This is a genomic window from Glutamicibacter sp. AOP12-B1-11, assembly GCF_052379245.1.
GTDB lineage: Bacteria > Actinomycetota > Actinomycetes > Actinomycetales > Micrococcaceae > Glutamicibacter.
On record NZ_JBQSYL010000033.1, the window covers coordinates 1 to 21,860 of the forward strand.

At 60.1% G+C, this 21,860-nt stretch carries 19 protein-coding genes; 14 read left to right on the forward strand and 5 right to left on the reverse strand.

Annotated elements, in window-relative coordinates; translation table 11 throughout:
- Window positions 1-53 precede the first annotated feature (53 nt).
- Together ACT3UQ_RS16760 and ACT3UQ_RS16765 are read right to left on the reverse strand one after the other, a co-directional pair.
- Window positions 54-1,097 carry an LLM class flavin-dependent oxidoreductase gene (locus ACT3UQ_RS16760; RefSeq protein ID WP_105569931.1) on the reverse strand — a complete coding sequence of 348 codons (1,044 nt, stop codon included), beginning with the start codon at window positions 1,095-1,097 and terminating at the stop codon, window positions 54-56.
- Window positions 1,098-1,132: 35 nt separating this feature from the next.
- Window positions 1,133-1,804 (reverse strand): NADPH-dependent F420 reductase, encoded by a 672-nt coding sequence (locus tag ACT3UQ_RS16765; RefSeq protein WP_258133962.1) that lies wholly within the window; start codon window positions 1,802-1,804, stop codon window positions 1,133-1,135.
- Between the two features lie 93 nt (window positions 1,805-1,897).
- Here ACT3UQ_RS16765 and ACT3UQ_RS16770 point away from each other — a divergent pair, with 93 nt between their 5' ends.
- A complete protein-coding gene (locus ACT3UQ_RS16770) occupies window positions 1,898-2,413 on the forward strand; it encodes a MarR family winged helix-turn-helix transcriptional regulator (protein ID WP_181148496.1) in 516 nt (171 codons plus the stop codon).
- Between the two features lie 102 nt (window positions 2,414-2,515).
- Here ACT3UQ_RS16770 and ACT3UQ_RS16775 read toward each other — a convergent pair whose 3' ends face one another.
- The gene (locus tag ACT3UQ_RS16775; protein WP_096287769.1) at window positions 2,516-3,004 is read right to left on the reverse strand and encodes an Lrp/AsnC family transcriptional regulator; all 489 of its coding nucleotides are present in this window, start codon (window positions 3,002-3,004) and stop codon (window positions 2,516-2,518) included.
- A gap of 152 nt (window positions 3,005-3,156) precedes the next feature.
- Between ACT3UQ_RS16775 and pdhA the strand changes: the two genes are divergently transcribed.
- The 12 genes from pdhA (at window position 3,157) to ACT3UQ_RS16835 (ending at window position 19,159) form a co-directional block, all read left to right on the forward strand.
- Window positions 3,157-4,275, forward strand: a complete 1,119-nt coding sequence (gene pdhA, locus ACT3UQ_RS16780; RefSeq protein WP_444637563.1) for a pyruvate dehydrogenase (acetyl-transferring) E1 component subunit alpha — start codon at window positions 3,157-3,159, stop codon at window positions 4,273-4,275.
- The gene (locus tag ACT3UQ_RS16785; protein ID WP_096287334.1) at window positions 4,272-5,273 is read left to right on the forward strand and encodes an alpha-ketoacid dehydrogenase subunit beta; all 1,002 of its coding nucleotides are present in this window, start codon (window positions 4,272-4,274) and stop codon (window positions 5,271-5,273) included. Before pdhA ends, ACT3UQ_RS16785 begins: the two co-directional genes overlap by 4 nt.
- Window positions 5,273-6,622 carry a dihydrolipoamide acetyltransferase family protein gene (locus ACT3UQ_RS16790; protein WP_105569935.1) on the forward strand — a complete coding sequence of 450 codons (1,350 nt, stop codon included), beginning with the start codon at window positions 5,273-5,275 and terminating at the stop codon, window positions 6,620-6,622. Before ACT3UQ_RS16785 ends, ACT3UQ_RS16790 begins: the two co-directional genes overlap by 1 nt.
- 198 nt (window positions 6,623-6,820) lie before the next feature.
- Window positions 6,821-8,461 carry a peptide ABC transporter substrate-binding protein gene (locus ACT3UQ_RS16795; protein ID WP_444637564.1) on the forward strand — a complete coding sequence of 547 codons (1,641 nt, stop codon included), beginning with the start codon at window positions 6,821-6,823 and terminating at the stop codon, window positions 8,459-8,461.
- Between the two features lie 187 nt (window positions 8,462-8,648).
- Entirely contained in the window at window positions 8,649-9,575 is a 927-nt protein-coding gene (locus tag ACT3UQ_RS16800; RefSeq protein ID WP_444637565.1) for an ABC transporter permease, read from the forward strand.
- Window positions 9,568-10,581, forward strand: coding sequence for an ABC transporter permease (locus tag ACT3UQ_RS16805; RefSeq protein ID WP_444637566.1), 1,014 nt, complete (start codon window positions 9,568-9,570; stop codon window positions 10,579-10,581). Before ACT3UQ_RS16800 ends, ACT3UQ_RS16805 begins: the two co-directional genes overlap by 8 nt.
- A 2-nt stretch (window positions 10,582-10,583) precedes the next feature.
- Window positions 10,584-12,227 carry an ABC transporter ATP-binding protein gene (locus tag ACT3UQ_RS16810; RefSeq protein WP_444637567.1) on the forward strand — a complete coding sequence of 548 codons (1,644 nt, stop codon included), beginning with the start codon at window positions 10,584-10,586 and terminating at the stop codon, window positions 12,225-12,227.
- A 434-nt stretch (window positions 12,228-12,661) separates the two neighbouring features.
- Window positions 12,662-14,467, forward strand: a complete 1,806-nt coding sequence (locus tag ACT3UQ_RS16815) for an ABC transporter family substrate-binding protein (protein ID WP_096287330.1) — start codon at window positions 12,662-12,664, stop codon at window positions 14,465-14,467.
- Window positions 14,468-14,632: 165 nt separating this feature from the next.
- Window positions 14,633-16,150 carry an ABC transporter permease gene (locus ACT3UQ_RS16820; protein WP_105553713.1) on the forward strand — a complete coding sequence of 506 codons (1,518 nt, stop codon included), beginning with the start codon at window positions 14,633-14,635 and terminating at the stop codon, window positions 16,148-16,150.
- Between the two features lie 50 nt (window positions 16,151-16,200).
- Entirely contained in the window at window positions 16,201-17,256 is a 1,056-nt protein-coding gene (locus ACT3UQ_RS16825; protein WP_096287326.1) for an ABC transporter permease, read from the forward strand.
- Window positions 17,253-18,929: an ABC transporter ATP-binding protein gene (locus tag ACT3UQ_RS16830; RefSeq protein ID WP_105569938.1), complete on the forward strand. Its 1,677-nt coding sequence runs from the start codon at window positions 17,253-17,255 to the stop codon at window positions 18,927-18,929. Before ACT3UQ_RS16825 ends, ACT3UQ_RS16830 begins: the two co-directional genes overlap by 4 nt.
- A 41-nt stretch (window positions 18,930-18,970) precedes the next feature.
- Window positions 18,971-19,159: a hypothetical protein gene (locus ACT3UQ_RS16835; RefSeq protein WP_096287322.1), complete on the forward strand. Its 189-nt coding sequence runs from the start codon at window positions 18,971-18,973 to the stop codon at window positions 19,157-19,159.
- 83 nt (window positions 19,160-19,242) lie between these two features.
- Here the strand turns inward: ACT3UQ_RS16835 and ACT3UQ_RS16840 are convergent, their stop codons facing one another.
- Entirely contained in the window at window positions 19,243-19,707 is a 465-nt protein-coding gene (locus tag ACT3UQ_RS16840; protein ID WP_096287320.1) for a GNAT family N-acetyltransferase, read from the reverse strand.
- Between the two features lie 71 nt (window positions 19,708-19,778).
- Complete coding sequence (locus ACT3UQ_RS16845) at window positions 19,779-20,393, reverse strand: TetR/AcrR family transcriptional regulator (protein WP_096287318.1); 615 nt, start codon at window positions 20,391-20,393, stop codon at window positions 19,779-19,781.
- A 220-nt stretch (window positions 20,394-20,613) separates the two neighbouring features.
- On the opposite strand from ACT3UQ_RS16845, the gene ACT3UQ_RS16850 reads away from it, so the two are divergent.
- Window positions 20,614-21,768 carry an acyl-CoA dehydrogenase family protein gene (locus ACT3UQ_RS16850; protein ID WP_105553710.1) on the forward strand — a complete coding sequence of 385 codons (1,155 nt, stop codon included), beginning with the start codon at window positions 20,614-20,616 and terminating at the stop codon, window positions 21,766-21,768.
- The last annotated feature ends 92 nt before the right edge of the window (window positions 21,769-21,860 follow it).

A 21,860-nucleotide genomic window follows, 5' to 3' on the forward strand; every position in this document is an offset into this window, starting at 1 on the left:
CCCGGGCGTCCCCCGGCCCCCCGCCCGTTTAATTGCCGGCCTTGGCTCGGCGGCTACTTCTGCGCGAGCAGCCGCTCGACGCGCGGCTTGACCTCGGTGGCCAGCAACGTGATTGATTCCAGGAAGTGTTCCTGGGGCAGCCCGCCGATGTCGCTTTGCAGGAAGTGGCGCATGTGGCCCAGGTATCCGTGCAGGTGGACGATGCGTTCGGCGATCTCGTCGGGGGAGCCGACGTAGTAGGCGCCGGGGGCGGCCGCCTGGGCGTCGAAGGCTCGTTTGTCCGGTTTCGGCCAGCCGCGCAGGCGTCCCATTTCGATGTTCAGGTTGTACCAGCCCGGGTAGAAGCGTTCCACCGCTTCCTTCGTGGAGGGCGCGACAAGCCCCAGCGCCGCTACCGAAACCTTCAGGGTCTGCAGTGCGTGTCCGGCGGCCGCCCCGGATTTGCGGTAGAGCTCTGCCAGCGGCGCAAAACGGTGCGGGGCACCGCCGATGATCCCATAGGAGACCGGCAATCCGAGCCGGCCGGCACGCGCCGACGAGGCTGCGTTTCCTCCGGTGGCGAGCCAAATCGGCAGTTTGTTCTGCGCCGGGCGGGGCACTACCGCCAGATGCGCCAGGGCCGGGCGCGTGGTTCCGGACCAAGTGATGTTTTCGGAGGCGGAGTCGTTGATGCTCATGAGCAGATCCAGTTTCTGCTCATACAGCTCGTCATAGTCCTGGAGGTCAAAGCCGAAAAGGGGGAAGGTTTCGACCGAAGATCCACGGCCGGCGGTGATCTCCACCCGACCGCCGCCGGAGATGATATCTGCCGTGGCAAATTGCTGATAAATCCGCACCGGATCATCGGTGCTGATAATGCTTGCCGCGCTGCCCAACGTGATGTGCTTCGTGGCGGCGGCGGCCGCGCTGATCAACGCGCCGGGGGAGGAGGCCGGCATGGTGGTGGTGTGGTGTTCGCCGATTCCGAAGTAGTCAAGACCGCTGGCATCTGCATGCTTGATGGCTTCGAAGAGGTTGCTGATCGCTTGGGCGGTGGAACCTAGCGAACCGTCGGGGTTTCGCTGGGTGTCGCCGAAGCTATAGGCGCCGATATCCATGGTGGCAAGTTCCTTTGGGTGAGTCGGTTGTCGGGCTAGTTGGAGAGGCGAACCGCATGCAGCAGCCCGTTGAGCTCGGAGGCGTTAAACCTTCCGTTGAAGATCTCGCTTCCCGGTTCGAAGTGCCGCCCGGCGGCCAAGTCGCCGGCATCCACTGCGTCGAATCCGATATGTTCGATAAATCCGCGCAGCACCGTCTTGGCTGCGGAATTATCGCCGGCGATCGCCAGCGCCCTGCGTTCGCCGGTTGCGGCGGGAAGCGCGTCGGGTTCCATCTCGTGATAGCCGATGTGGTTGAAGGATTTCAGCACATGAGAGGCCGAGAGGAAGGCCGCAACGACTTCGCTGGAAGTCAGTGCGGTATTCACGAAGTCGGGGATCTCCCCGTCGGTGGCGGACCAGTAATTCATCGCGTCCACGACGATCTTGCCCGACAGCGCATGGGAGTCGAGGTCCTTGAACTTGTGCAATGGGATGGCCACGATGACCAGGTCGGCGGCGGCCGCTTCGGAGGCGTCGACTGCTTCGGCTCCCGGGGTGACGATCTCGATGATCAGCGAGTTTTCTTCGGCGGGTTTTGAGGTTGCGAGCTTAACTCGATACCCGGCCGCGAGGGCCAAACGGGCAATAGCGGTACCTACGCGGCCGGCTCCAAGAATGCCGATCGTTGCCTGTGGGGCTAAGCGGGCCCCTTCGAGTGTGTTCACCAAAGCCATCCTTCAAAGATTTATGCTGTTTTACAGACTATATTTGCGGCAGAACATCTTGGCAACCCCATTGCTTCGGATATGATGGTGATCATGAGCACCTCACGCAGCACACCCCTCGGCGCCCACCAGCCACTTCCCGGTTTCTTTCCAGGGGACCTCGGGTGGCACCTGGGGATGATTCTGCGCGGACATCAGCTCGCGATGGCGCAGAGCGTCGCGCCAGTGCCGGGGCAGGTGCGCGGATATCAGTTGCTTTCGACCGTGGTGCATCGCGATCCTGCGAACCAGCAGGCGCTCGGCTCCCATCTGGGGATCGACCGCACGGTGCTGACTTACCTGATCGACGAGCTGGTTGAAGCGAATCTGGTGGAGCGCGTTGCCGCGCCCAGCGACCGTCGCGCGCGCAAGATCATTGCCACCGCGCAAGGTGTCAAGCTGCTCGAAGAACTCGAGGTGAAGGTGGCTGCGGCCGAGCAGGAATTGCTCGCCGGCTTGAATGACGCGCAAAGCGCGCAGCTGGCCGGGCTAATCTCAACCCTGTCGGCAACGATTCATAACGCACAGCCCGGTGCGAACCCCTGTGAAGCCATGGATCAGCTGGGCTAGCTGGAACCGCGCGCTGGGTAGTGCGCGACCGATTCCTTGGGCGCCTCCGCAGTGCCGGCATCCTTTGGCCAAGGGGTGGCCCTCGGCAAGTTTGCTCGCGAGCTACGCCCGCCTATTTCCGTTGTCATTGGCTAGCGACAGTTCAATGAGTTTTGCGGTGCGGTAGGGGATGAGCTCCGCCATGGACAGTGCAGAATCCGCCCGATTGACCCCTTCGATACTCAGCAGCAACCCATGGACACGGAAGAGCTCCTCGGCATTCGCCGCGGCGGCGCGCACCAGGATATCTGCCGAGCCGGTCAGCCCGTGCGCTTCGAGTACCTCCGGAATCTCTTCCAGCTTTTTGGCGATATCCTCCAAATGGCGCTGGTCCACATGCAGTTCGATAAAGGAAAGCAGCCCGAATCCCAAGGCGGTTGGCGGGATGCGTCGATCCACGGTGGAGAGAACCTCGGTCTCCAGCCGGTTGAGCCGGGACTGCACGGTATTTCGGCCCAGGCCCAGCGCATTTGCCAGCGCTGAAGCGGTCCGGCGAGCGCTGCTGGACAGCGATAGGAGGATCCGTCGATCGGTGGCGTCTAAAGGCTGCATAATGCGCACATTAGCACTCGCGCAAGGGCCAAGATAGTGCGTTTTGCTTTAATTCTTTTCTTGCCATTGTGCAACATGTGCTATGTGAGTAGCATCACAGGTAGGTGGTAATGCTGAACTAGCCGTCCACCACTGACTACGCGAGAGTAAGGATGCCGATCGTGTCCACCAAGCACATCGACGTAGCCGCAGGTTGCCTACCTACGCACCAGCTGCTCAACGTCTCCGGAGAAAGAACTCCGGACGAAGAACTAGACCATCACCTCACCGGGCTTACCGAACAAGACCTGGCCGACTTCCTGCGCGACATGGTTGTTCTGCGTCGCCTGGACAATGAGGCCACCGCCTTGCAGCGCCAGGGCCAATTGGGCTTGTGGGCACCGTTGCTCGGCCAAGAAGCCGCACAGATCGGCTCGGTGCGCGCCACCCAAGACGACGACTTCATTTTCCCCTCCTACCGCGAGCACGGAGTTGCCTGGGCCAGGGGAGTCAAGGCCGAAGACCTGCTCAGCGTCTGGCGCGGCGCCACCGCCAGCGGGTGGGATCCGCACGAGGTAAATATTGCCTGCCAGCAAATTGTGATTGGCTCCCAAGCGCTGCACGCCGCCGGTTATGGCATGGGCATCAAATTTGACGGCGGAGAGCAAGTGGCCGTGGCCTACTTTGGCGACGGAGCCACCAGCCAGGGAGATGTGAACGAAGCGCTGATCTTCGCCGCAAGTTACCAAGCCCCGGTGCTGTTCTTCTGCCAAAACAACCAATGGGCCATCTCGGAGCCGGTAGCGCTGCAAAGCCGCACGCAGATCGCCGACCGCGCCAGCGGATTCGGCGTGAAGACCTGGCGGGTAGACGGCAACGACGTGCTCGCGGTCTATGCGGCGACCAAGGCCGCCTTGGCGCACGCCCGCCACGGGCTGGGCCCGACCTTTATCGAAGCCGTCACCTACCGCATGGGATCCCACACCACCGCAGATGATCCGACGCGCTATCGCAAGAACGCGCAGCTCGAAGAGTGGAAGGCCAAGGATCCGATCGATCGCTTGGTCAATCACCTGACGGTGCTCGGCGCGGACGTGCAGTCCTATCAGCAGCGTGCGCAGAACGCCGCGGACAAACTCGCCGCCGACCTGCGCGAAGCCATTACCAATATGCCGGATCCCGAACCCAGCGAGCTCTTCGAGAACGTGTACTCCGAGGTCCATGAGCCCAACCGCAGGGAAAAGGAAAACTACCTGCAGTACCTCGCAGACTTCCAGGACGGTGAAGCATGAGCACCTCAATGATGAAGGCGCTAAACCAGTCCTTGCGCGACGCGCTGACCGAAGACGAAAAGGTGGTGCTGCTCGGTGAGGACATCGGCACCCTGGGTGGAGTCTTCCGCATCACCGACGGGCTGAAGGCGGAATTCGGCGAGCATCGGGTGGTTGACACTCCGCTGGCCGAATCCGGAATTGTCGGCAGCGCCATTGGCCTGGCTTACCGCGGCTACCGCCCGGTGGTGGAGATCCAGTTCGACGGGTTCACCTACCCGGCCTTCGACCAGCTGGTCTCCCAGCTGGCGAAGCTGCACTTCCGCTCGCGCGGACGGGTGAAGATGCCGGTCACCGTGCGCATACCCTACGGCGGCGGCATCGGTTCACCCGAGCACCATTCGGAATCACCGGAGGCGTACTTCTCGCATACCGCTGGGCTTCGGGTCTTCGCCCCGTCCAGCGTAGAAGATGCCTACGTGATGCTGCGCCAGGCGATCGACTGCGATGACCCGGTGATCTTCTTTGAACCCAAGCGCCGCTATCACGAAAAGGCGGAAGTCGAGCTGCGCACCCCGGAAAAGACCGGCTCGCCCAAGGCCAAGGTGCTCAATGTTGGCGATGACGTCACGGTGGTCGGCTACGGCCCTACGGTCTACACCCTGAAGGATGCAGTGCTGGCGGCCGAGGATGAGGGCATCGGCTTGGAGGTCATCGACCTGCGCTGCCTGGATCCGCTGGATCTGGACACCGTCGCGGATTCGGTGAAGCACACGGGCAAGCTTGTGGTGGTCCATGAGGCTAGCCGCACCTCGGGAATCGGCGCGGAGATTTGCGCGCAGATCACCGAAACCTGTTTCGACTATCTGGAGCACGCGCCGATCAGGGTGACCGGTTTTGATATTCCCTATCCGCCTTCGAGGCTTGAATCCCATCACCTGCCGGATCTGGACAAGGTGATGCATGCCGTGGATACGGTCATGCGCCGCAACGAGACGCACACTGGAGGTGCCAAGTGATGGCTCCGAATACTTTCAAGCTTCCCGACCTCGGCGAAGGGCTTACCGAGTCGGAGGTCTTGAACTGGAAGATCCAGGTAGGCGAACATGTCACGCTGAACCAGATCATCGCCGAGGTGGAAACCGCGAAGGCAGTGGTCGAGCTGCCCTCGCCGTATGCCGGGATCGTGCAGAAGCTGCATGCCTCCGCCGGTGAAGTGGTACCGGTCGGCGGGCCGTTGGTGACCTTTGGAGACGAAGCCGCGGCGCCGGATGCCGATGCCCCGTCCGGCGATGACGGTGCCTCGGCGGGGCCCGGGCGCACGCCGACACTGGTCGGCTACGGTGCTCCGGCGGCCAGCGCAAACCGTCCGGCCCGGCGTGCTCGCGCAGGTGCAGCCTCCGCTTCGCCTGCCGCCGTTCCTGCGGCGCAGAATTCCGCCAGCCCAGCATCGGAGCAAAGCACCGAAGCGGTCCCTGCCGGCGCTCGCCGGACGGCCACCCGCAGCACCCCGCCGGTGCGCAAGCTCGCGCGGGACCACGGGATCGAGCTTTCCGCCGTGCGCGGCAGCGGTGCGGACGGCGCGGTATTGCGCGCAGATGTCGAAGCGCTGATCGAGGCACCGGCCAAAGCGGCGGAGCCGGCGGCGCCCGCGGTTGGCGCGGCCGCGGCCGATCGCCACGTGAAGATCAGCGCGGTGCGCCGCGCTACCGCGAAGGCGATGGTCGAGTCCGCATTCACCGCTCCGCATGCCACCGAATTCTTGACGGTGGACCTGACCGAATCGATGAAGCTCGTCGAGACGTTGCGCAAGCACCCATTGCTCAGGGACGTGAAGCTGAACATCACGACCCTCACCTCACTGATCGTCACACGGCTGCTGGGCACCTACCGCGCACTCAATTCCCGGTGGGATGCGGCGAATGACGAGATCATCGAGTTCGGCTCGGTGCATCTGGGCATGGCGGTTGCCAGCGAGCGTGGGCTGCTGGTTCCGGTGGTCAAGGATGCCCAGACCAAGTCCTTGCGCGATTTGGCCGAGGAGCTGACGCAGCTCATCGACCTGGGCAGAGCCGGAAAGCTAGCCCCAGCCCAGCTGAGCGGAGGCACCTTCTCAATTACCAATGTCGGTGTCTTCGGTGTCGATGCCGGTACCCCGATCCTCCCCCCGGGGCAGTCCGGAATTCTTGCTCTCGGACAGGTCAAGCGCCGTCCGTGGGAGTTTGAGGATCAGGTGGCCCTGCGCCATACCTCAACCTTGGCGCTGTCCTTCGACCACCGCGTGGTCGATGGAAAGGAAGCTAGCGAGTTCCTCGCCGGTGTGGGCGCGGTACTGGAAGACCCTGGAATGATGAACATTTTTATTTGATTTACCGGGGCTTTCATGAGTGAAAAATTGAGCCGATCGATGGATCAACTCAATTTCAAGCACTACTTTCATAGTTATTCATTGGTTGTTTCGCAATATTTGATGTAATCTCGTTCACTACGTGCTATGGCTCACAACTTGGAGCCCATGGCGTCTGTGAACTGCAGAAGCAGCAACGATCTGTTGAGGAGAAGAAGGATGCGATACTCGCACGCATCGAAGGCACTGGTTTTGTCCGCTGCCTTGGCATTGACCCTAACCGCCTGTGGCGGAGGGACTTCGGAAGAATCCGCCGGAGGCGGATCCGAGGGGGACGCCACCAAGGTCATCACCGCTAACACCACCGAGCCGCAAAACGGCCTGTTGCCAGCCAACACCAACGAAGTTGGCGGCGGCCGTGTCATGGACCTGATCTTTACCGGTTTGGTCAGCTACGACTCCAAGGGCAAGCCCGTCAACGAAATCGCTGAGTCGATCGAGACCGAGGATTCCCAGAACTACACCATCAAGCTCGCTCCGGGGCACACCTTCTCCGATGGTTCCCCAGTGACCGCTGCTTCGTTCGTGGATGCTTGGAACTTCGGTGCCGCAGCCAAGAACGCACAGCTGAACTCGTACTTCTTCGAGTCCATCAAGGGCTATGACGAAGTCAGCGCCGAGGGTGCCACGAGCGAGGAGATGGAAGGCCTGAAGGTTGTCGATGACAACACCTTCACCGTCGAGCTCAGCCAGCCGGAATCCGACTTCCCGCTGCGCCTTGGCTACACCGCCTTCATGCCGCTTCCCGAAGCAGCGTTTGAAGACCCGCAGGCCTACGGCCAGATGCCGGTCAGCAACGGACCATACAAGCTGACCGAATGGAACCACGACGTCAACCTGAAGCTTGAGGTCAACGAGTCCTACGAGGGCCCACGCAAGGCAGCGAACGGTGGTGTTGACTTCAAGGTCTACCAGTCGACCGAGTCCGCTTACCAGGATATTCTCGCGGGCAACCTGGACGTGCTGGACCAGATTCCGCCATCGGCGCTGGCCAATTACCAGGACGAGCTGGGCGACCGTTCGATCAACGCTCCCTACGCCGGCAACGCGACCATCACCATCTCGGGCTACCTGGATCACTTCAAGCAGGGCGAAGAGGGCAACCTGCGCCGTGCAGCGATCTCGCGCTCCATTGATCGCGAGCAGATCATCGAGAAGGTGTACTTCGGCGGCAAGGTCAAGGCCGAAGAATTCACCGCTCCGGTGCTCGATGGCTACACCGCCGAGATTCCAGGCTCCGAGGTTCTCGACTTCGATGCCGATGAGGCCACGAAGCTGTGGGACGAAGCCAACGCCATCGAAGCGTGGGATGACTCCGAGGAGTTCTCCATCGGCTACAACGTTGACGGTGCCGGTAACAAGGAGTTTGTTGAAGCCGTAGCCAACCAGGTGAAGAACACCTTGGGCATCAACGCAGTGGCCAAGCCATACACCTCCTTCAAGGCTTTGCGTGAAGACGTGGGCAAGAAGACGATGACCGGTGCCCACCGTTCGGGCTGGCAGGCCGACTATCCATCGATGTACAACTTCCTCGGTGCGCTGTACGGCACCGGTGCAGGTTCCAACGACGGAGACTACTCGAACAAGGAATTCGACGACAAGCTCAAGGACGGACTTGCCGCAACGGATCCGGCCGAAGGCGCCAAGATCTTCAACGAATCCCAGGAGATCCTCTTCAAGGATCTGCCAGCTATCCCATTGTGGTACCAGGCTGTGCAGGGTGGTTGGAGCGAGAATGTCGACAACGTGGAGTTCGGCTGGAACGGTGTTCCAATCTACAACGCCATCACCGGCAAATAGGTTCACTAGCTAAGCTGCCTGCTCAGGTGGGCTTCAGCTGAAAAACGTCTCAGGGAGACCCTGCACCATTTGGGTCTCCCTTTGGCGTGTCAGTCCTGCCTCTCCAAATGAACGTCTGGCGATCGCCGACGGAAAGAGGAAATAAAATGGCCCAGCGCCTTGCGACGTCTCGAGGTGAGACGCGCTCATGTTAAGTTTTACGTTTAAACGATTTCTGCAGCTGATTCCCGTATTCTTCGGTGCCACCTTGCTCGTTTACTTCCTGGTTTTCGCTACCCCAGGCGACCCGATTACCGCGCTCTCCGGCGGCAAGCCAATGACCCCGGCAGTGGAAGCCTCGCTGCGGGCCCAGTACAACCTTGACCAGCCATTCTGGATTCAGTACGGCTTATACTTGAAGAATCTAGTTACCTTGGACCTGGGCATGTCCTTCTCCGGACAGGAGGTGCGTGACCTGTTGGTTCGCGCATTCCCGGTGACCGCGCGACTGGCAGTCATGGCGCTGGCCATCGAAGCCGTCTTTGGCATTCTTTTCGGTGTCATCGCCGGTATGCGCAAGGGCAAGTGGTTTGATTCAACAGTACTCATCGCGTCGCTGATTGTGATCGCCGTTCCCACCTTCGTGCTCGGCTTCGTGCTGCAGTACGTGGTCGGCGTTGAGCTTGGCTGGGCCAAGCCAACGGTTTCCGGCGGTGCTACGTGGGGCGAATTGATTCTTCCCGCCATAGTGCTTGGCCTAGTGTCGTTGGCATATGTTTTGCGTCTGACCCGTACCTCGGTCATCGAGAATAAGCAGGCCGATTACGTCCGTACGGCAACCGCCAAGGGCTTGAGCCGTGGACGAGTGATTAACGTGCACATCCTGCGCAACTCGCTGATCCCGGTGGTTACCTTCCTGGGTGCCGACCTTGGCTCGCTCATGGGTGGCGCGATCGTCACCGAGGGCATTTTCAACGTCCCGGGCGTCGGTAGCCTGTTGTTCAGGGCTATCAACAAGGGTGAGATCCCGACTGTTGTTGCCGTCGTCGGTGTGCTCGTGATCGTTTTCGTGCTCGCCAACCTCATTGTTGACATGCTTTACGCCCTGCTTGACCCAAGGATCCGATATGCCTGAGAATCAGAATTCTAGTCCTGAGGCCGGATTGCCCATCAGCAAAAACCGTGCCGGTAAGATCTCCAAATACCATATTCCGCACTTCGTTGCACCGCTGGATGAAACCCCATTGCAGGGAGTCGACGCGGTCAAGGAAACCGGTAAGCCGCTGTCCATGTGGGGCGAGGCTTGGCGTTCGCTGCGTAAGCGTCCGCTGTTCATTGTTTCGGTTATTCTGATCGTATCGGTGCTCGTCGTAGCGGATTTCCCGATCTTGTTCAGCAGCACCGATCCGACCTATTGCGCGTTGGAGAACTCCAACGAAGGATCCCGTGCGGGGCATCCGATGGGCTTTAACTTCCAAGGCTGTGATGTGTACTCCCGAGTGATCCATGGCACGCGTGCTTCGCTGATGGTTGGTTTGTTCACTACCCTCTTCGTGGTGATTCTCGGCGGTGCCATTGGCGCGCTGGCCGGCTTCTACGGCGGTTGGCTGGATATCATCTTGGCTCGCCTGGGTGATATTTTCTTCGCACTGCCGCTGATTCTCGGTGCGATCATCGTGATGCAGCTTCCCGCCTTCCGGGAAAACCGCAGCGTGTGGACGGTTATCATCACGCTCTCCATCTTCGGCTGGCCGCAGGTCGCCCGCATCACCCGCGGTGCGGTCCTCGAAGTTCGAAATGCCGACTTCGTCAGGGCCTCCCGAGCCTTGGGGCTCTCAAGATTCAACTCATTGGTACGGCACGTCATCCCGAACGCCATGGCGCCGGTGATCGTCGTGGCAACCGTGAACCTCGGTATCTACATCGTTGCCGAGTCAACGCTGTCCTTCCTTGGGCTGGGGCTTCCGCCAGAAGTGATGAGCTGGGGCAACGATATTGCCGCGGCGAAAGACCAGCTGCGAAATAATCCGATGATGCTGATGTGGCCTGCATTGTTCTTGTCCCTCACGGTATTGAGCTTCATCATGCTCGGCGATGCAGTGCGTGATGCACTGGATCCAAAGACCCGAAAGGGGAACTAGCTATGGTGCAGAACGCAGATCCAAAGCCCCTGCTGGAAATCAAAGACCTGGCCATTACCTTCAGCACCCCTGATGGCCCGGTCAACGCGGTGCGCAACGCAAACCTGACGGTGATGCCGGGGGAGACCGTGGCCATCGTGGGCGAGTCCGGATCGGGCAAGTCCACGACCGCCTTGGCCGCCATCGGCTTGCTGCCGGGAAATGGCGAAGTCTCCGCCGGTCAGATTCTCTTTGACGGTGAAGATATCTCCAAGGCCAGCGAAAAGCGTTTCGTCGAGCTGCGTGGTAACCACATCGGCATGGTCCCGCAGGACCCGATGAGCAACCTGAATCCGGTCTGGAAGATCGGTTTCCAGGTGAAAGAAACCCTGAAGGCCAACGGACTGGCGGGGAACAACCCGAAGCAGCGTGTTGCCCAGGTATTGTCGGACGCCGGTCTTCCGGATGCGGCAACCCGGGCGAATCAGTACCCGCACGAGTTCTCCGGTGGCATGCGCCAGCGTGCGCTGATCGCCATCGGCTTGGCCTGCCGTCCGCGGCTGCTTATTGCCGATGAACCAACCAGCGCGCTGGACGTCACCGTTCAGCAGCAGATCCTGGATCACCTGGATACCATGACCAGCGAACTGGGCACGGCGGTCCTGCTGATCACCCACGATCTGGGTTTGGCCGCCGAGCGTGCCGAGAAGGTCATCGTGATGTACAAGGGGCAGGTCGTCGAATCTGGCCCGGCCCTGGAATTGCTGCGCAATCCGCAGCACCCGTACACCAAGCGGCTGATCAATTCGGCGCCGTCTCTGGCCGCCCAGCGTGGCGACAAGCACGAGCTGGCGGTAGACCAAGTCGCGGCGCAGAAGGCCGAGCCGCTGCTGAAGATTTCGAACCTGACCAAGGTGTTCGACATCCGCAGGGGCTTCGGGCGCAAGGACAAGTTCACCGCGGTGGACAAGGTCTCCTTTGAGATCCCGAAGGGCACGACCACCGCGGTGGTGGGCGAGTCCGGTTCGGGCAAGTCAACGATCGCGCAGATGGTGCTCAACCTGCTGGATGCAACCTCCGGTGACATCGTCTTTGACGGGCAGGCCATCGGCAAACTCAGCGAGCGCGATCTGTTCAAGTACCGCCGCCGTGTGCAACCGATCTTCCAGGACCCCTATGGTTCCTTGGACCCGATGTATTCCATTTTCCGCACCATCGAGGAGCCGTTGCGCATCCACGGTATTGGAAATCAGGCCTCCCGGGAGAAGAAGGTCAAGGAGCTGCTGGACCAGGTTTCCATGCCGGCTTCGACGATGCACCGTTTCCCGAATGAACTTTCCGGCGGTCAGCGCCAGCGTATTGCGATCGCACGTGCGCTGGCCTTGAAGCCGGAAATGATCGTCTGCGACGAGGCTGTGTCGGCGCTGGACGTGCTGGTGCAGGCTCAGGTGCTGGAGCTTCTGGACGAACTGCAGCGCGAGCTGGGACTCACCTACCTGTTCATCACCCACGACCTGGCGGTCGTGCGCGAGATCGCAGATAACGTGTGCGTGATGGAGCACGGACAGATGGTTGAGCAGGGGACGGTGGATGAAATCTTCGAGAACGCGAAGAGCGACTACACCCGCAATCTGCTGGCGGCGATCCCGGGTGCAAGCCTGATCTAGGCGCTGTCAACGGCCTATTTCCCGTCCATTTCAGGGCAGTGACTTCATATAGAAGTCACTGCCCTGAGTTCGTTAAAAATGACTTATTCAAGAAATGTTTCAGTTTTTGAGGATGTGAAATAAATGTTGCAAAAACGTTATAAATGAGTTTGCCCACCGTCGCGCGGAAGTGCGTCTTCTGATTGAAAAAACCCAATGTGAAAGAAATCCTTGAAATCTCGCGGATGTGAGCCGGATCTCTAAACTGATCGGTAACAAGGCGATTGTAACCAGATTGTTTCCCGGGGCCACTTGGTAGATGTGAAACGCATCTTTCTATATCCAAGATGGCAAAATCCGGTTAGTCTATTGCTCAATGGTTCCATCATGTGATGTGTTCCACACTGAGCTTCATGGTTCAGAACTCGTATCGTTCAATTTCTCAAGGAGGCGGAATGCGATTCCAACGTGTTTCGAAGGCAGTAGCAGTAGGCGCAGCGATGGCTCTGGCGCTGTCCGCATGTGCACCGGGCGGCGGTGGCGACCCAGCGGCATCCGAGTCGGGTGCAGCTGGCGGCAACGGGTCGGCAGAAGTTACCAACAGCGGCCTCGCGGATCTGGGGGATATCACCACCAAGGACGGCGCCATCAACGTGTCGATCGGTGCGCCGGAGTTCCTCAGCTACAACGGCTTCACCCCGAACACCTACTCGACCTATAACTCCGGGATCGTGGACCGCATGTTCGCAGGCTTCTCGTACTTCGGTACCGATGGAACCCTGTACCCGAATGAAGATCTCGGCTCCTACGAGAAGGTCAGCGATGATCCGCTGACGATCAAGTACACCATCAATGAGAACGCCGTTTGGTCCGACGGAACGCCAATCACCGTCGCCGACTCGGTGCTCGCCTGGGGCGTGCAGAACCTGAACCTGAACGAAGGCGGCGACAAAGAGAAGCCATTGTTCAACTCGGTCTCCGTCGACTTGGGCGACACCGTGCCAAAGGGCCCGCAGGGCGATGTTGCAGGCAAGGAATTCACCGTCGAATTCGCCGCTCCAGATCCGGACTGGGCCTTGCAGTCCTGGATGCTCCACCCAGCACACGTGGTGGCCAAGGAAGCCGGCATGAGCACCGAAGAGCTGGCCAACGCCATTCTCGCCGGCGAATCCGACAAGCTGAAGGAGGCCGCCGAGTTCTGGAACGAAGGTTGGGTGACTAATCCGGGCACCCTGCCGGACGAAGCGATCAGTCCCGTTTCCGGACCGTACAAGCTCGGTTCCTGGAAGGCCGGCGAATCGGTCACCCTGGTCGCCAACGAGGAGTACTACGGAACTCCAGCGGCAACCAAGGAACTGACCTTCCGCTTCGTTGAAGATGCTGCCATGGTGCAGGCCCTGCAGAATAAGGACCTCGACGTCATCAACCCGCAGCCAACGGTTGATACACTTTCCCAGCTTGAGGCCTTGGGCGATCAGATCAACATCCAGAAGGGTGACACGCTGACCTGGGAGCACTTGGACTTCAACTTCACCGAGGGCAACGCGTTCACCAACTTGGAATTGCGCAAGGCCTTCGCCATGTGCGTCCCTCGCCAGAACATCGTTGACAACCTGATCAAGCCGCTGAACCCAGAGGCTATTGTCATGAACGCCCGCGAGGTCTTCCCGTTCCAGGACAACTATGAAGACGTCGTCTCGGCTTCCTATGACGGACGCTACGATGAGGTCGATATCGAAGGCGCGAAGAAGATCCTGGAAGAGCAGGACGCAGTGGGCACCAAGGTGCGCATCGGCTACTCCGCTCCGAACGAGCGCCGTACCAACCAGGTCGCAGCCATCAAATCCTCCTGTGATGAGGCTGGATTCGAGATCGAGGATGACGGCGATGCGAAGTTCTTCGCACCGGGCGGCGCCCAGGATCGCGGCGACTACGAGGTAGCACTGTTCGCTTGGGCGGGTTCCGGCCAGATTTCTTCGGGTCAGAACATCTACGCAACCGGCAAGCCGCAGAACTTCGGCAAGTACTCCAACGAACAGGTAGACGCCGAGTGGGAGACCCTGGCCACTTCGCTGGATCCGGCCGTGCACCAGGAGCAGGTCAAGAAGATCGAGAAGCTCTTGTGGGATGACCTCTACGGCATTCCAGTCTTTGCCCACCCAGGCCTGAGTGCCTCGGGCTCAGATATCCAAAATGTCCGCCACACCGCGACCCAGGACCAGATCGTCTGGAACGCAAATCAGTGGGTACGTGCAGAGTAACTGCCGGTAGGCACAGAACTCAGACACCGTGAGTGAACGACTGCGGGGCCCGATAGATCGTCGGGCCCCGCAGTGTGTCCACCACATCCCCACAACGGTTCAGAATCGCCACCACCCTGGGCGCCGCGAATCGTTCGGTGACAACGAAAGTAGGACATAGACGCCGTGTTGAAATTCATCGCCAAGCGACTTGGATCGGCCCTCGCAGTGCTGTTTGCAGCCTCGCTGCTGCTGTATATCCTCGTCATTAACTCCGGTGATCCGCTCAAGGATCTGCGCGAAAGCAACGCCGATAATCGCGAGTATCTGATGGCCCAACGCATCGAGTACATGGAGCTGGACCAGCCCTGGTACCTGCGCTACTGGGACTGGCTGACCGGCGTTTCAAAGTGCTTTGTCGGCCAGTGCGACCTAGGACGGAATATCAACGGCGTGGAGGTCTCCGGATTGCTGGCAAATGCCGCATCCTCGACCCTGCGACTGGTGCTGATCGCCACCCTGATCGCAGCGATCTTGGGTATCGCCATCGGTGTGCTCACCGCGGTGCGCCAATACTCGGGTCTGGACTACACCGTCACCTTCCTGACCTTCCTCTTCTTCTCCCTTCCGGTGTTCTGGGCAGCGGTGCTGCTCAAGGAATACCTCGCTATCGGATTCAACGACTGGATCGCGGCACCGGATATCTCCTTGGGAACCTCAATACTTGTCGGTATGATCCTAGGGCTGATCCTGCAGACGTTCCTCGCCGGATCGCTCAAGCGCCGCATGCTGACCTTCGCGGTGGTCACCGTCTTCGTGCCGCTGGCCATGCAGTATTCGCTGTGGCTTAACTTCTACCGCTACCCGCAAATGGGACCGGCATTCATCGTGGTGCTCACCGCGCTCGTCGCCCTCTCGGCCACCGCGATGAGCACGGGACTGAAGGAAAAGCGAGTGCTGTATCCGGCGCTGATCACCGTGGCGCTCGTGCTGATCGCCTACTACGCGACCTTCTACCTGATGGCCGAACCGAACACCTGGATCCTGCTGGGCGGCTTAATCCTCGCGGTGCTGTTGCCCGCGCTGGTCGGACGTTTCATGGGCGGGCGGCTGCGCAAGGTCGCCGCCAGCGTCGCGATGGCCACCGGCTTTGTCGGAGCCGCACTGACCGTGGTCGATCACCTGTTCCGTGCTTGGCCAGGCTTCCTGGACAACAAGGGACGCCCGATCTCCACCATCGGCTCCTCCACGGCGAACTTCGAGGGCGGCTACTGGGACCACTTCCTGGACAATGGCACCCAGCTGCTGCTGCCCACCATTTTGCTGGCAATCATCTCGCTGGCAAGCTACTCGCGCTACACCCGTTCGTCGATGCTCGAAGTTCAGCAGCAAGACTACATTCGCACCGCCCGCTCCAAGGGCCTGAGCGAACGCACGGTGATTTTCCGCCACGCATTCCGCAACGCCATGATCCCCATCGCTACCATCGCAGCCTTCGACTTCGCCGGGCTGATCGGTGGCGCGGTGATTACCGAGCGGGTGTTCGGTTGGAAAGGCATGGGCGAAATGTTCGCCACCGGTCTGGACCGGGTGGATGCCAACCCGGTGATGGCCTTCTTCCTGGTCACCGGCACCGCAGCAATTCTCTTCAACCTGATGGCAGACATTGTTTACGCCCTGCTCGACCCGCGCATTCGCGTCTAGGCGGCCATGACAATTCACACCAATCGTGTCTGGGACATTAAGGACAAGCGATGAGTAACACCAACGACAAACTGCCAGAGAACGTCACCTCCCTTGCAGAACTGGAGGATGCGAAGCTTGCCCGCCAGGCCGAAGATTCAAAAAGCCAGGGGCGCATCGTTATTGGGCGCTTCCTCAAGCACAAGCTCGCCATGACCTCCAGCATCATTCTGGTCTTCATTACCGTGATGGCCTTCAGCTCGGTGGGCTGGGGAGTATTTCCGGGCTGGTGGGATAAGTCCTACCTCAACGCCGGTAGCGTGATCGATGGCGGCAAGCCAACCTTGAGCTTGGTCCCCACGTGGCTCGGCGGCGAAGGAATCCGCTGGGGGGAGAACCCCTTCGGGCAGGACTCCATCGGTAAGGACTACTTCGCGCTGGTGATGACCGGAACCCAAAAATCGATCATCATCGGAGTGGTCGTCGGCGTGGTATCCACCTTCCTCGGAGCGGTCATCGGCGCGATCGCCGGATACTTCCGCGGCTGGGTCGATGAGGTTTTGATGCGCATTACCGACCTGTTCATCGTGATCCCGCTGCTGGTGCTGGCCGCAGTGCTTGGCCAGCTTGCCGGCGCGACCTCCGGCTCGATCATCACGTTGGCCCTCGTCTTGGGCTTGGTGACCTGGACCGGTCTAGCCCGACTGGTCCGCGGTGAGATCCTCAGCTTGCGCGAACGCGAATACGTGGCGGCGGCCCAGGCCATGGGCTCAAAAACCTCACGGGTCATTTTCAAGCACCTGCTGCCTAACACCATCGGGGTGATCGTGGTCAACGCGACCTTCGCCATTGCCGGCGCGATCCTGCTCGAATCCGCCCTGTCGTATCTGGGCTTCGGCGTACAACCGCCGGAATCCTCGCTGGGCCTGCTGATCAGCCAGTACCAGAATGCGTTTACCTCACGTCCGTGGTTGTTCTGGTGGCCGGGCATGATCATCGTCGCCATCGCGCTGAGCGTCAACTTCCTCGGCGATGGTCTGCGAGATGCCTTCGATCCACGCCACACCGGCAAGCGCCGCCGCCGGGCAGGGCTCTTTGCCCTGCCAACCCGTAAGGAGAAGCCATGAGCACCGAAGCAACAGAAGACTATGCACTGAGCTTCAATGACCTGAAGGTCACCTTCGAAACCGCCGGACCCGACGTCCACGCCGTCAAGGGGCTATCCCTGGCGGTACGCCCGGGCGAAGTCGTGGCGCTGGTCGGTGAATCGGGGTCCGGGAAGTCCGTGACCTCCACCGCGGCCATGGGCCTGCTGCCGGAGAACGCCCAGGTCACCGGCGTCGCCAAGATAGGCAATGTCAACGTGGTAGGACTGGAGGCAGGCAAGATGCGTAAAATGCGTGCCACCGACATTGCCATGGTCTTCCAAGAACCCATGACGGCGCTGAACCCGGTGCTGACCATCGAACGCCAGCTGACCGAAGCGCTCGAACTGCACGACGTGGCCTATGGCAAGGAAGCCACCGACCGCGCCATCGAGCTGCTGACCATGGTGGGCATCCCAGATCCCGCCAAACGCATTAGGCAGTATCCACACCAATTTTCCGGTGGCCAACGCCAGCGCATCGTGATCGCCATGGCGATCTCCTGCGAACCGAAGGTGATCATTGCCGATGAGCCGACCACCGCACTGGACGTGACCGTGCAGGCCGAAATCCTGGACCTGCTCCGGGAACTCAAAGACCGGCTGAATACGGGAATTCTGCTCATCACCCACAATATGGGTGTCGTGGCAGATATGGCCGATCAGGTCGCGGTGATGTTCCAAGGAAACCTGGTGGAGACCGGGGATGTAAAGCAGGTGCTGCTGCACCCGCAACACGAATACACCCAACGCCTATTGTCTTCCGTGCCGCGGCTTTCGCGAGTGAGCGTAGAAGAGCCCGCGCCGCGCAGCGAACCGATCGCGCAGGCCGACCGCGAGCTGGTCTTGGAAGCCAAGGACCTGATACTGGAATACGACATGCGCGGCACCGTCTTCCGGGCGGTGGAAAACGTCAGCTTCGACGTCGCAAAGGGCGAGGTGCTCGGCATCGTGGGCGAATCCGGTTCGGGCAAATCGACCATCGCCAAGGCGGTGCTCGGCCTGCTGCCGGTGGCCTCCGGAACGCTGTCGGTCAAGGGCCATAATCTGCCCAAGCTCTCACCACGCCAGGCGCGCCAGGTGCGCAAGCAGATCGGGGTGATCTTCCAGGACCCGGCCGCTTCGCTTAATCCGCGATTCCCCATTGGCGATTGCATTACCGAGCCCATGGTGGTGCATAAGGTCGGCAGCAAGACCGAGCGGATCAAGCGTGCGCAGGAACTGCTGGATGCGGTGAAGCTGCCGCGAAATGTCATCAACCGCTACCCGCACGAGCTTTCCGGCGGCCAGCGCCAGCGTATCTGCATTGCCCGTGCCCTTACCTTGAATCCGGAGTTGTTGATCGCCGACGAGCCGACCAGCGCGCTGGACGTCTCGGTGCAGGCGCTGGTGTTGGAGATGCTCCAGGAGTTGCAGCGCGATTTCAACTTCGCCTGCCTATTCGTCAGCCATGATTTGGCGGTTGTCGATATGCTCGCCGATTCGGTTGTGGTGATGCAAAACGGCAAGTCGGTGGAGCAGGGGCGCGTAGATACCGTGCTGCATGCACCGACCCACGACTACACGCGCAGGTTGCTGGCCGCCGCTCCGGTGCCGGATCCGATCGAGCAGGCGGTGCGTCGTGAGGCGTGGCGGACCTTGAATTCCACGAAGTAGTCCGCGGGAACCGGGCCGGGCAAGGAAGCGGGGCGCAAGCCATGGATCTGGTATCGATCCTGATTATGTCCGCCGTCATCGCCCTCTGCGCGCTGCCGTTCATCGTTGGGGCCTATCGCAGCCTGGATCGCAAGGCTACTGACTTTGACCATAGCGATGAGCAGACGGCCAAGGCGTTGCGGGATGCAAGAAAAGATATTGATCGAGGCAAGGGCTATTACGGGCCTTGAAACCCCGATAGATCAGCATTAAACAGCTAACCGCAGTTCACACGTCGTCGGGTGAACTGCGGTTAGCTGTATTTAAGCGACTGTTAGTCGTCGAGCTGGAGAACGATCTCGGTGACAACCGCGGCACGGGCGTTCGAGAAGATCTGCTCGGTGCCTACCTGCTTGAAGCCGCGACGTTCTAGGACCTTGAGCGAACCTAGATTGTCCTGCACCACGTGTGCGGTCAGCGGACGCTTAGTGAACTCGGCCAGGAACGCGTCCACAGCGCTGGTGGTGATTCCCTTGCCCCAGAACTTGGTGGAGGTCCAGAAATTGATCTCGGGCTTCGAACCGTCAAAGACCAAAATGGAGCCGGCAACGTCGCCTTCGTGCTCGATAGTGCGAACCAGTACCGACTCATCGTTGAGGATTGAGCTCCAGTGATGATCGAATACGGCCCGGTCCGAAGGGTTGCGGGCCTGATAGGCCGCCATCAGGTTCGCCTCGGGTTCCTGCTGGTGAGCAAAGAAGGCGTCCAAGTCGGAAGGGCGGACTTCACGTAGTTGCACGGTAAAGGCCTTTCTTTCGTGAGGTGGTACGCGCCCGATTGAACGCGCCCAGAATAAGTGGGACTTAGTTTCTAGACTACCGGGGATGTGAGAGCCGCGAGTGCCATATTGGAGAGCAACGGCTTTAACCCGGATTTCTTGGTGCGTGGTGAGTGCGCCGAGTGTGCGGTGGAGTTCAACAGGCCAAAGACCGCGTGTGCCCTAAAGCGATGCGACTGCGGGCTTCCGGTGGGATGCATTTGGGCCAGCTGCTCGGTCCACAACGCAATGTAATTATTCTGAAGTTTTCGGACTAAGGCGAGTTCGGCCTTCGGGAGCGACTTCAAGTCGCGGTCCTGAACCTGAAGGATGTCTGGTCGAGAGAGGGAGAAATCGGTATGGAAATCAACCAGTCGGGACAACACCTCCAACGGCTTGCCGCCACTCTCTGCGGCCTTCAGACCGCCGGCGTAGATGTCCTTAGACATATCTACCAGCAAAGCGATGAGGAGCGCCTGTTTGCCGGCAAAATGCCGGTACACGGCAGGCCCCGAGATGCCGCAGGCGGCTCCCAGATCTTCTAAGGAAACACCGGCGTAACCGTGCAACGCAAAGAGCCGTGTCGCTTCGCGCAATAGCGCATCACGGCGTTCGGCCTTGGCACGCTCGCGTTCGGTTGGCTCAGTGAGCGATTGATATCTGCTCAATGCATTTACTCCTTCGAAAACCCCGTCCAACTATGGACAACTATGAAGTACGCCACTAGTGTCAAAATGTAGCTGGACATACACAGTTAATAGAAATTAACCATACGCGCCGGACGGTCAGCTTCCAAGATATGGCCTCCGCGTCCAACATGGCCCGCCATCGATCATTGCGTCAAAAACGCAAGGACGGTGTGGACAACCTCGAAAGAAGAGAGTGCCCGTGATTGATCTCGAACTCGACGAACTGTACCAAGACCTGGTCGACGTCGTCCGTGAATTTGCCCAGCAAGTCGTCGCGCCGGTCAGCGCTAAACACGATGCGGAGCACAGCTTCCCCTATGAAGTTGTTGCGCAAATGGGGGAGTTGGGCCTGTTTGGATTGCCGATCTCCGAGGAATACGGCGGATCTGGCGGCGATTACTTCGCTCTGGCCCTCGCGCTGGAAGAACTTGGTCGAGTCGACCAGTCGGTAGCCATTACCTTGGAGGCAGGTGTCTCACTCGGGGCGATGCCGATCTTCCGTTTCGGAAATGAGGAACAAAAACAGCGTTGGCTGCCAGATCTCGCCGCCGGCAAGAACCTCGCAGGATTCGGACTGACCGAGCCCGGTGCCGGATCTGACGCATCGGCCACGAGAACCAAAGCAAAGCTCGAAAATGGCCAGTGGGTTGTCGACGGTTCCAAAGAATTCATCACGAACTCGGGAACAGACATCACTTCGCTTGTCACGGTCACCGCGGTGACCGGAGTCAACGAGGCCACCGGCAAAAAAGAAATCTCCACGATTATCGTTCCATCGGGTACCGAAGGATTCACCGCGGAACCGGCTTACAACAAGGTCGGCTGGCATGCCAGCGATACCCACCCACTGAGCTTCAACGGTGCCCGAGTCCCCGAAGAGAATCTCCTCGGCGAACGCGGACGCGGATATGCCTATTTCTTGGAGATCCTTGACGAGGGTCGTATCGCCATCGCGGCTCTTGCGACCGGCGCCGCCCAAGGCTGTCTGGATGAGGCGGTAACCTATGCGAAGAACCGACAGAGCTTTGGCTCTTCAATCGGCAAGAACCAGGGAATCTCATTCATGATTGCGCGCATGGCTTCGCGCGTCCACACCGCGCGCCTTGCCTATTACGCGGCCGCGGCCAAAATGCTTGCCGGGAAAGACTTCAAGATCGAAGCAGCCCACGCCAAGCTCGTCGCTAGTGAGGCGGCCATGGACAACGCCCGGGACGCCACTCAGATTTTTGGTGGCTACGGATTTATCAACGAATCATTGGTGGCTCGCCACTATCGGGATTCAAAGATCCTGGAAATCGGTGAAGGCACTACGCAGGTTCAGCTGATGCTGATCGCCCGCAGCCTCGGGCTGTAAAGGCTCAATCCCTAATGAGCCGGGCCGGCGCGCTGCTGAGCTTCAGACTTGCTCGCCGGCACGGCTTGGCTTGAGCGCGCCGGTTGATCTGC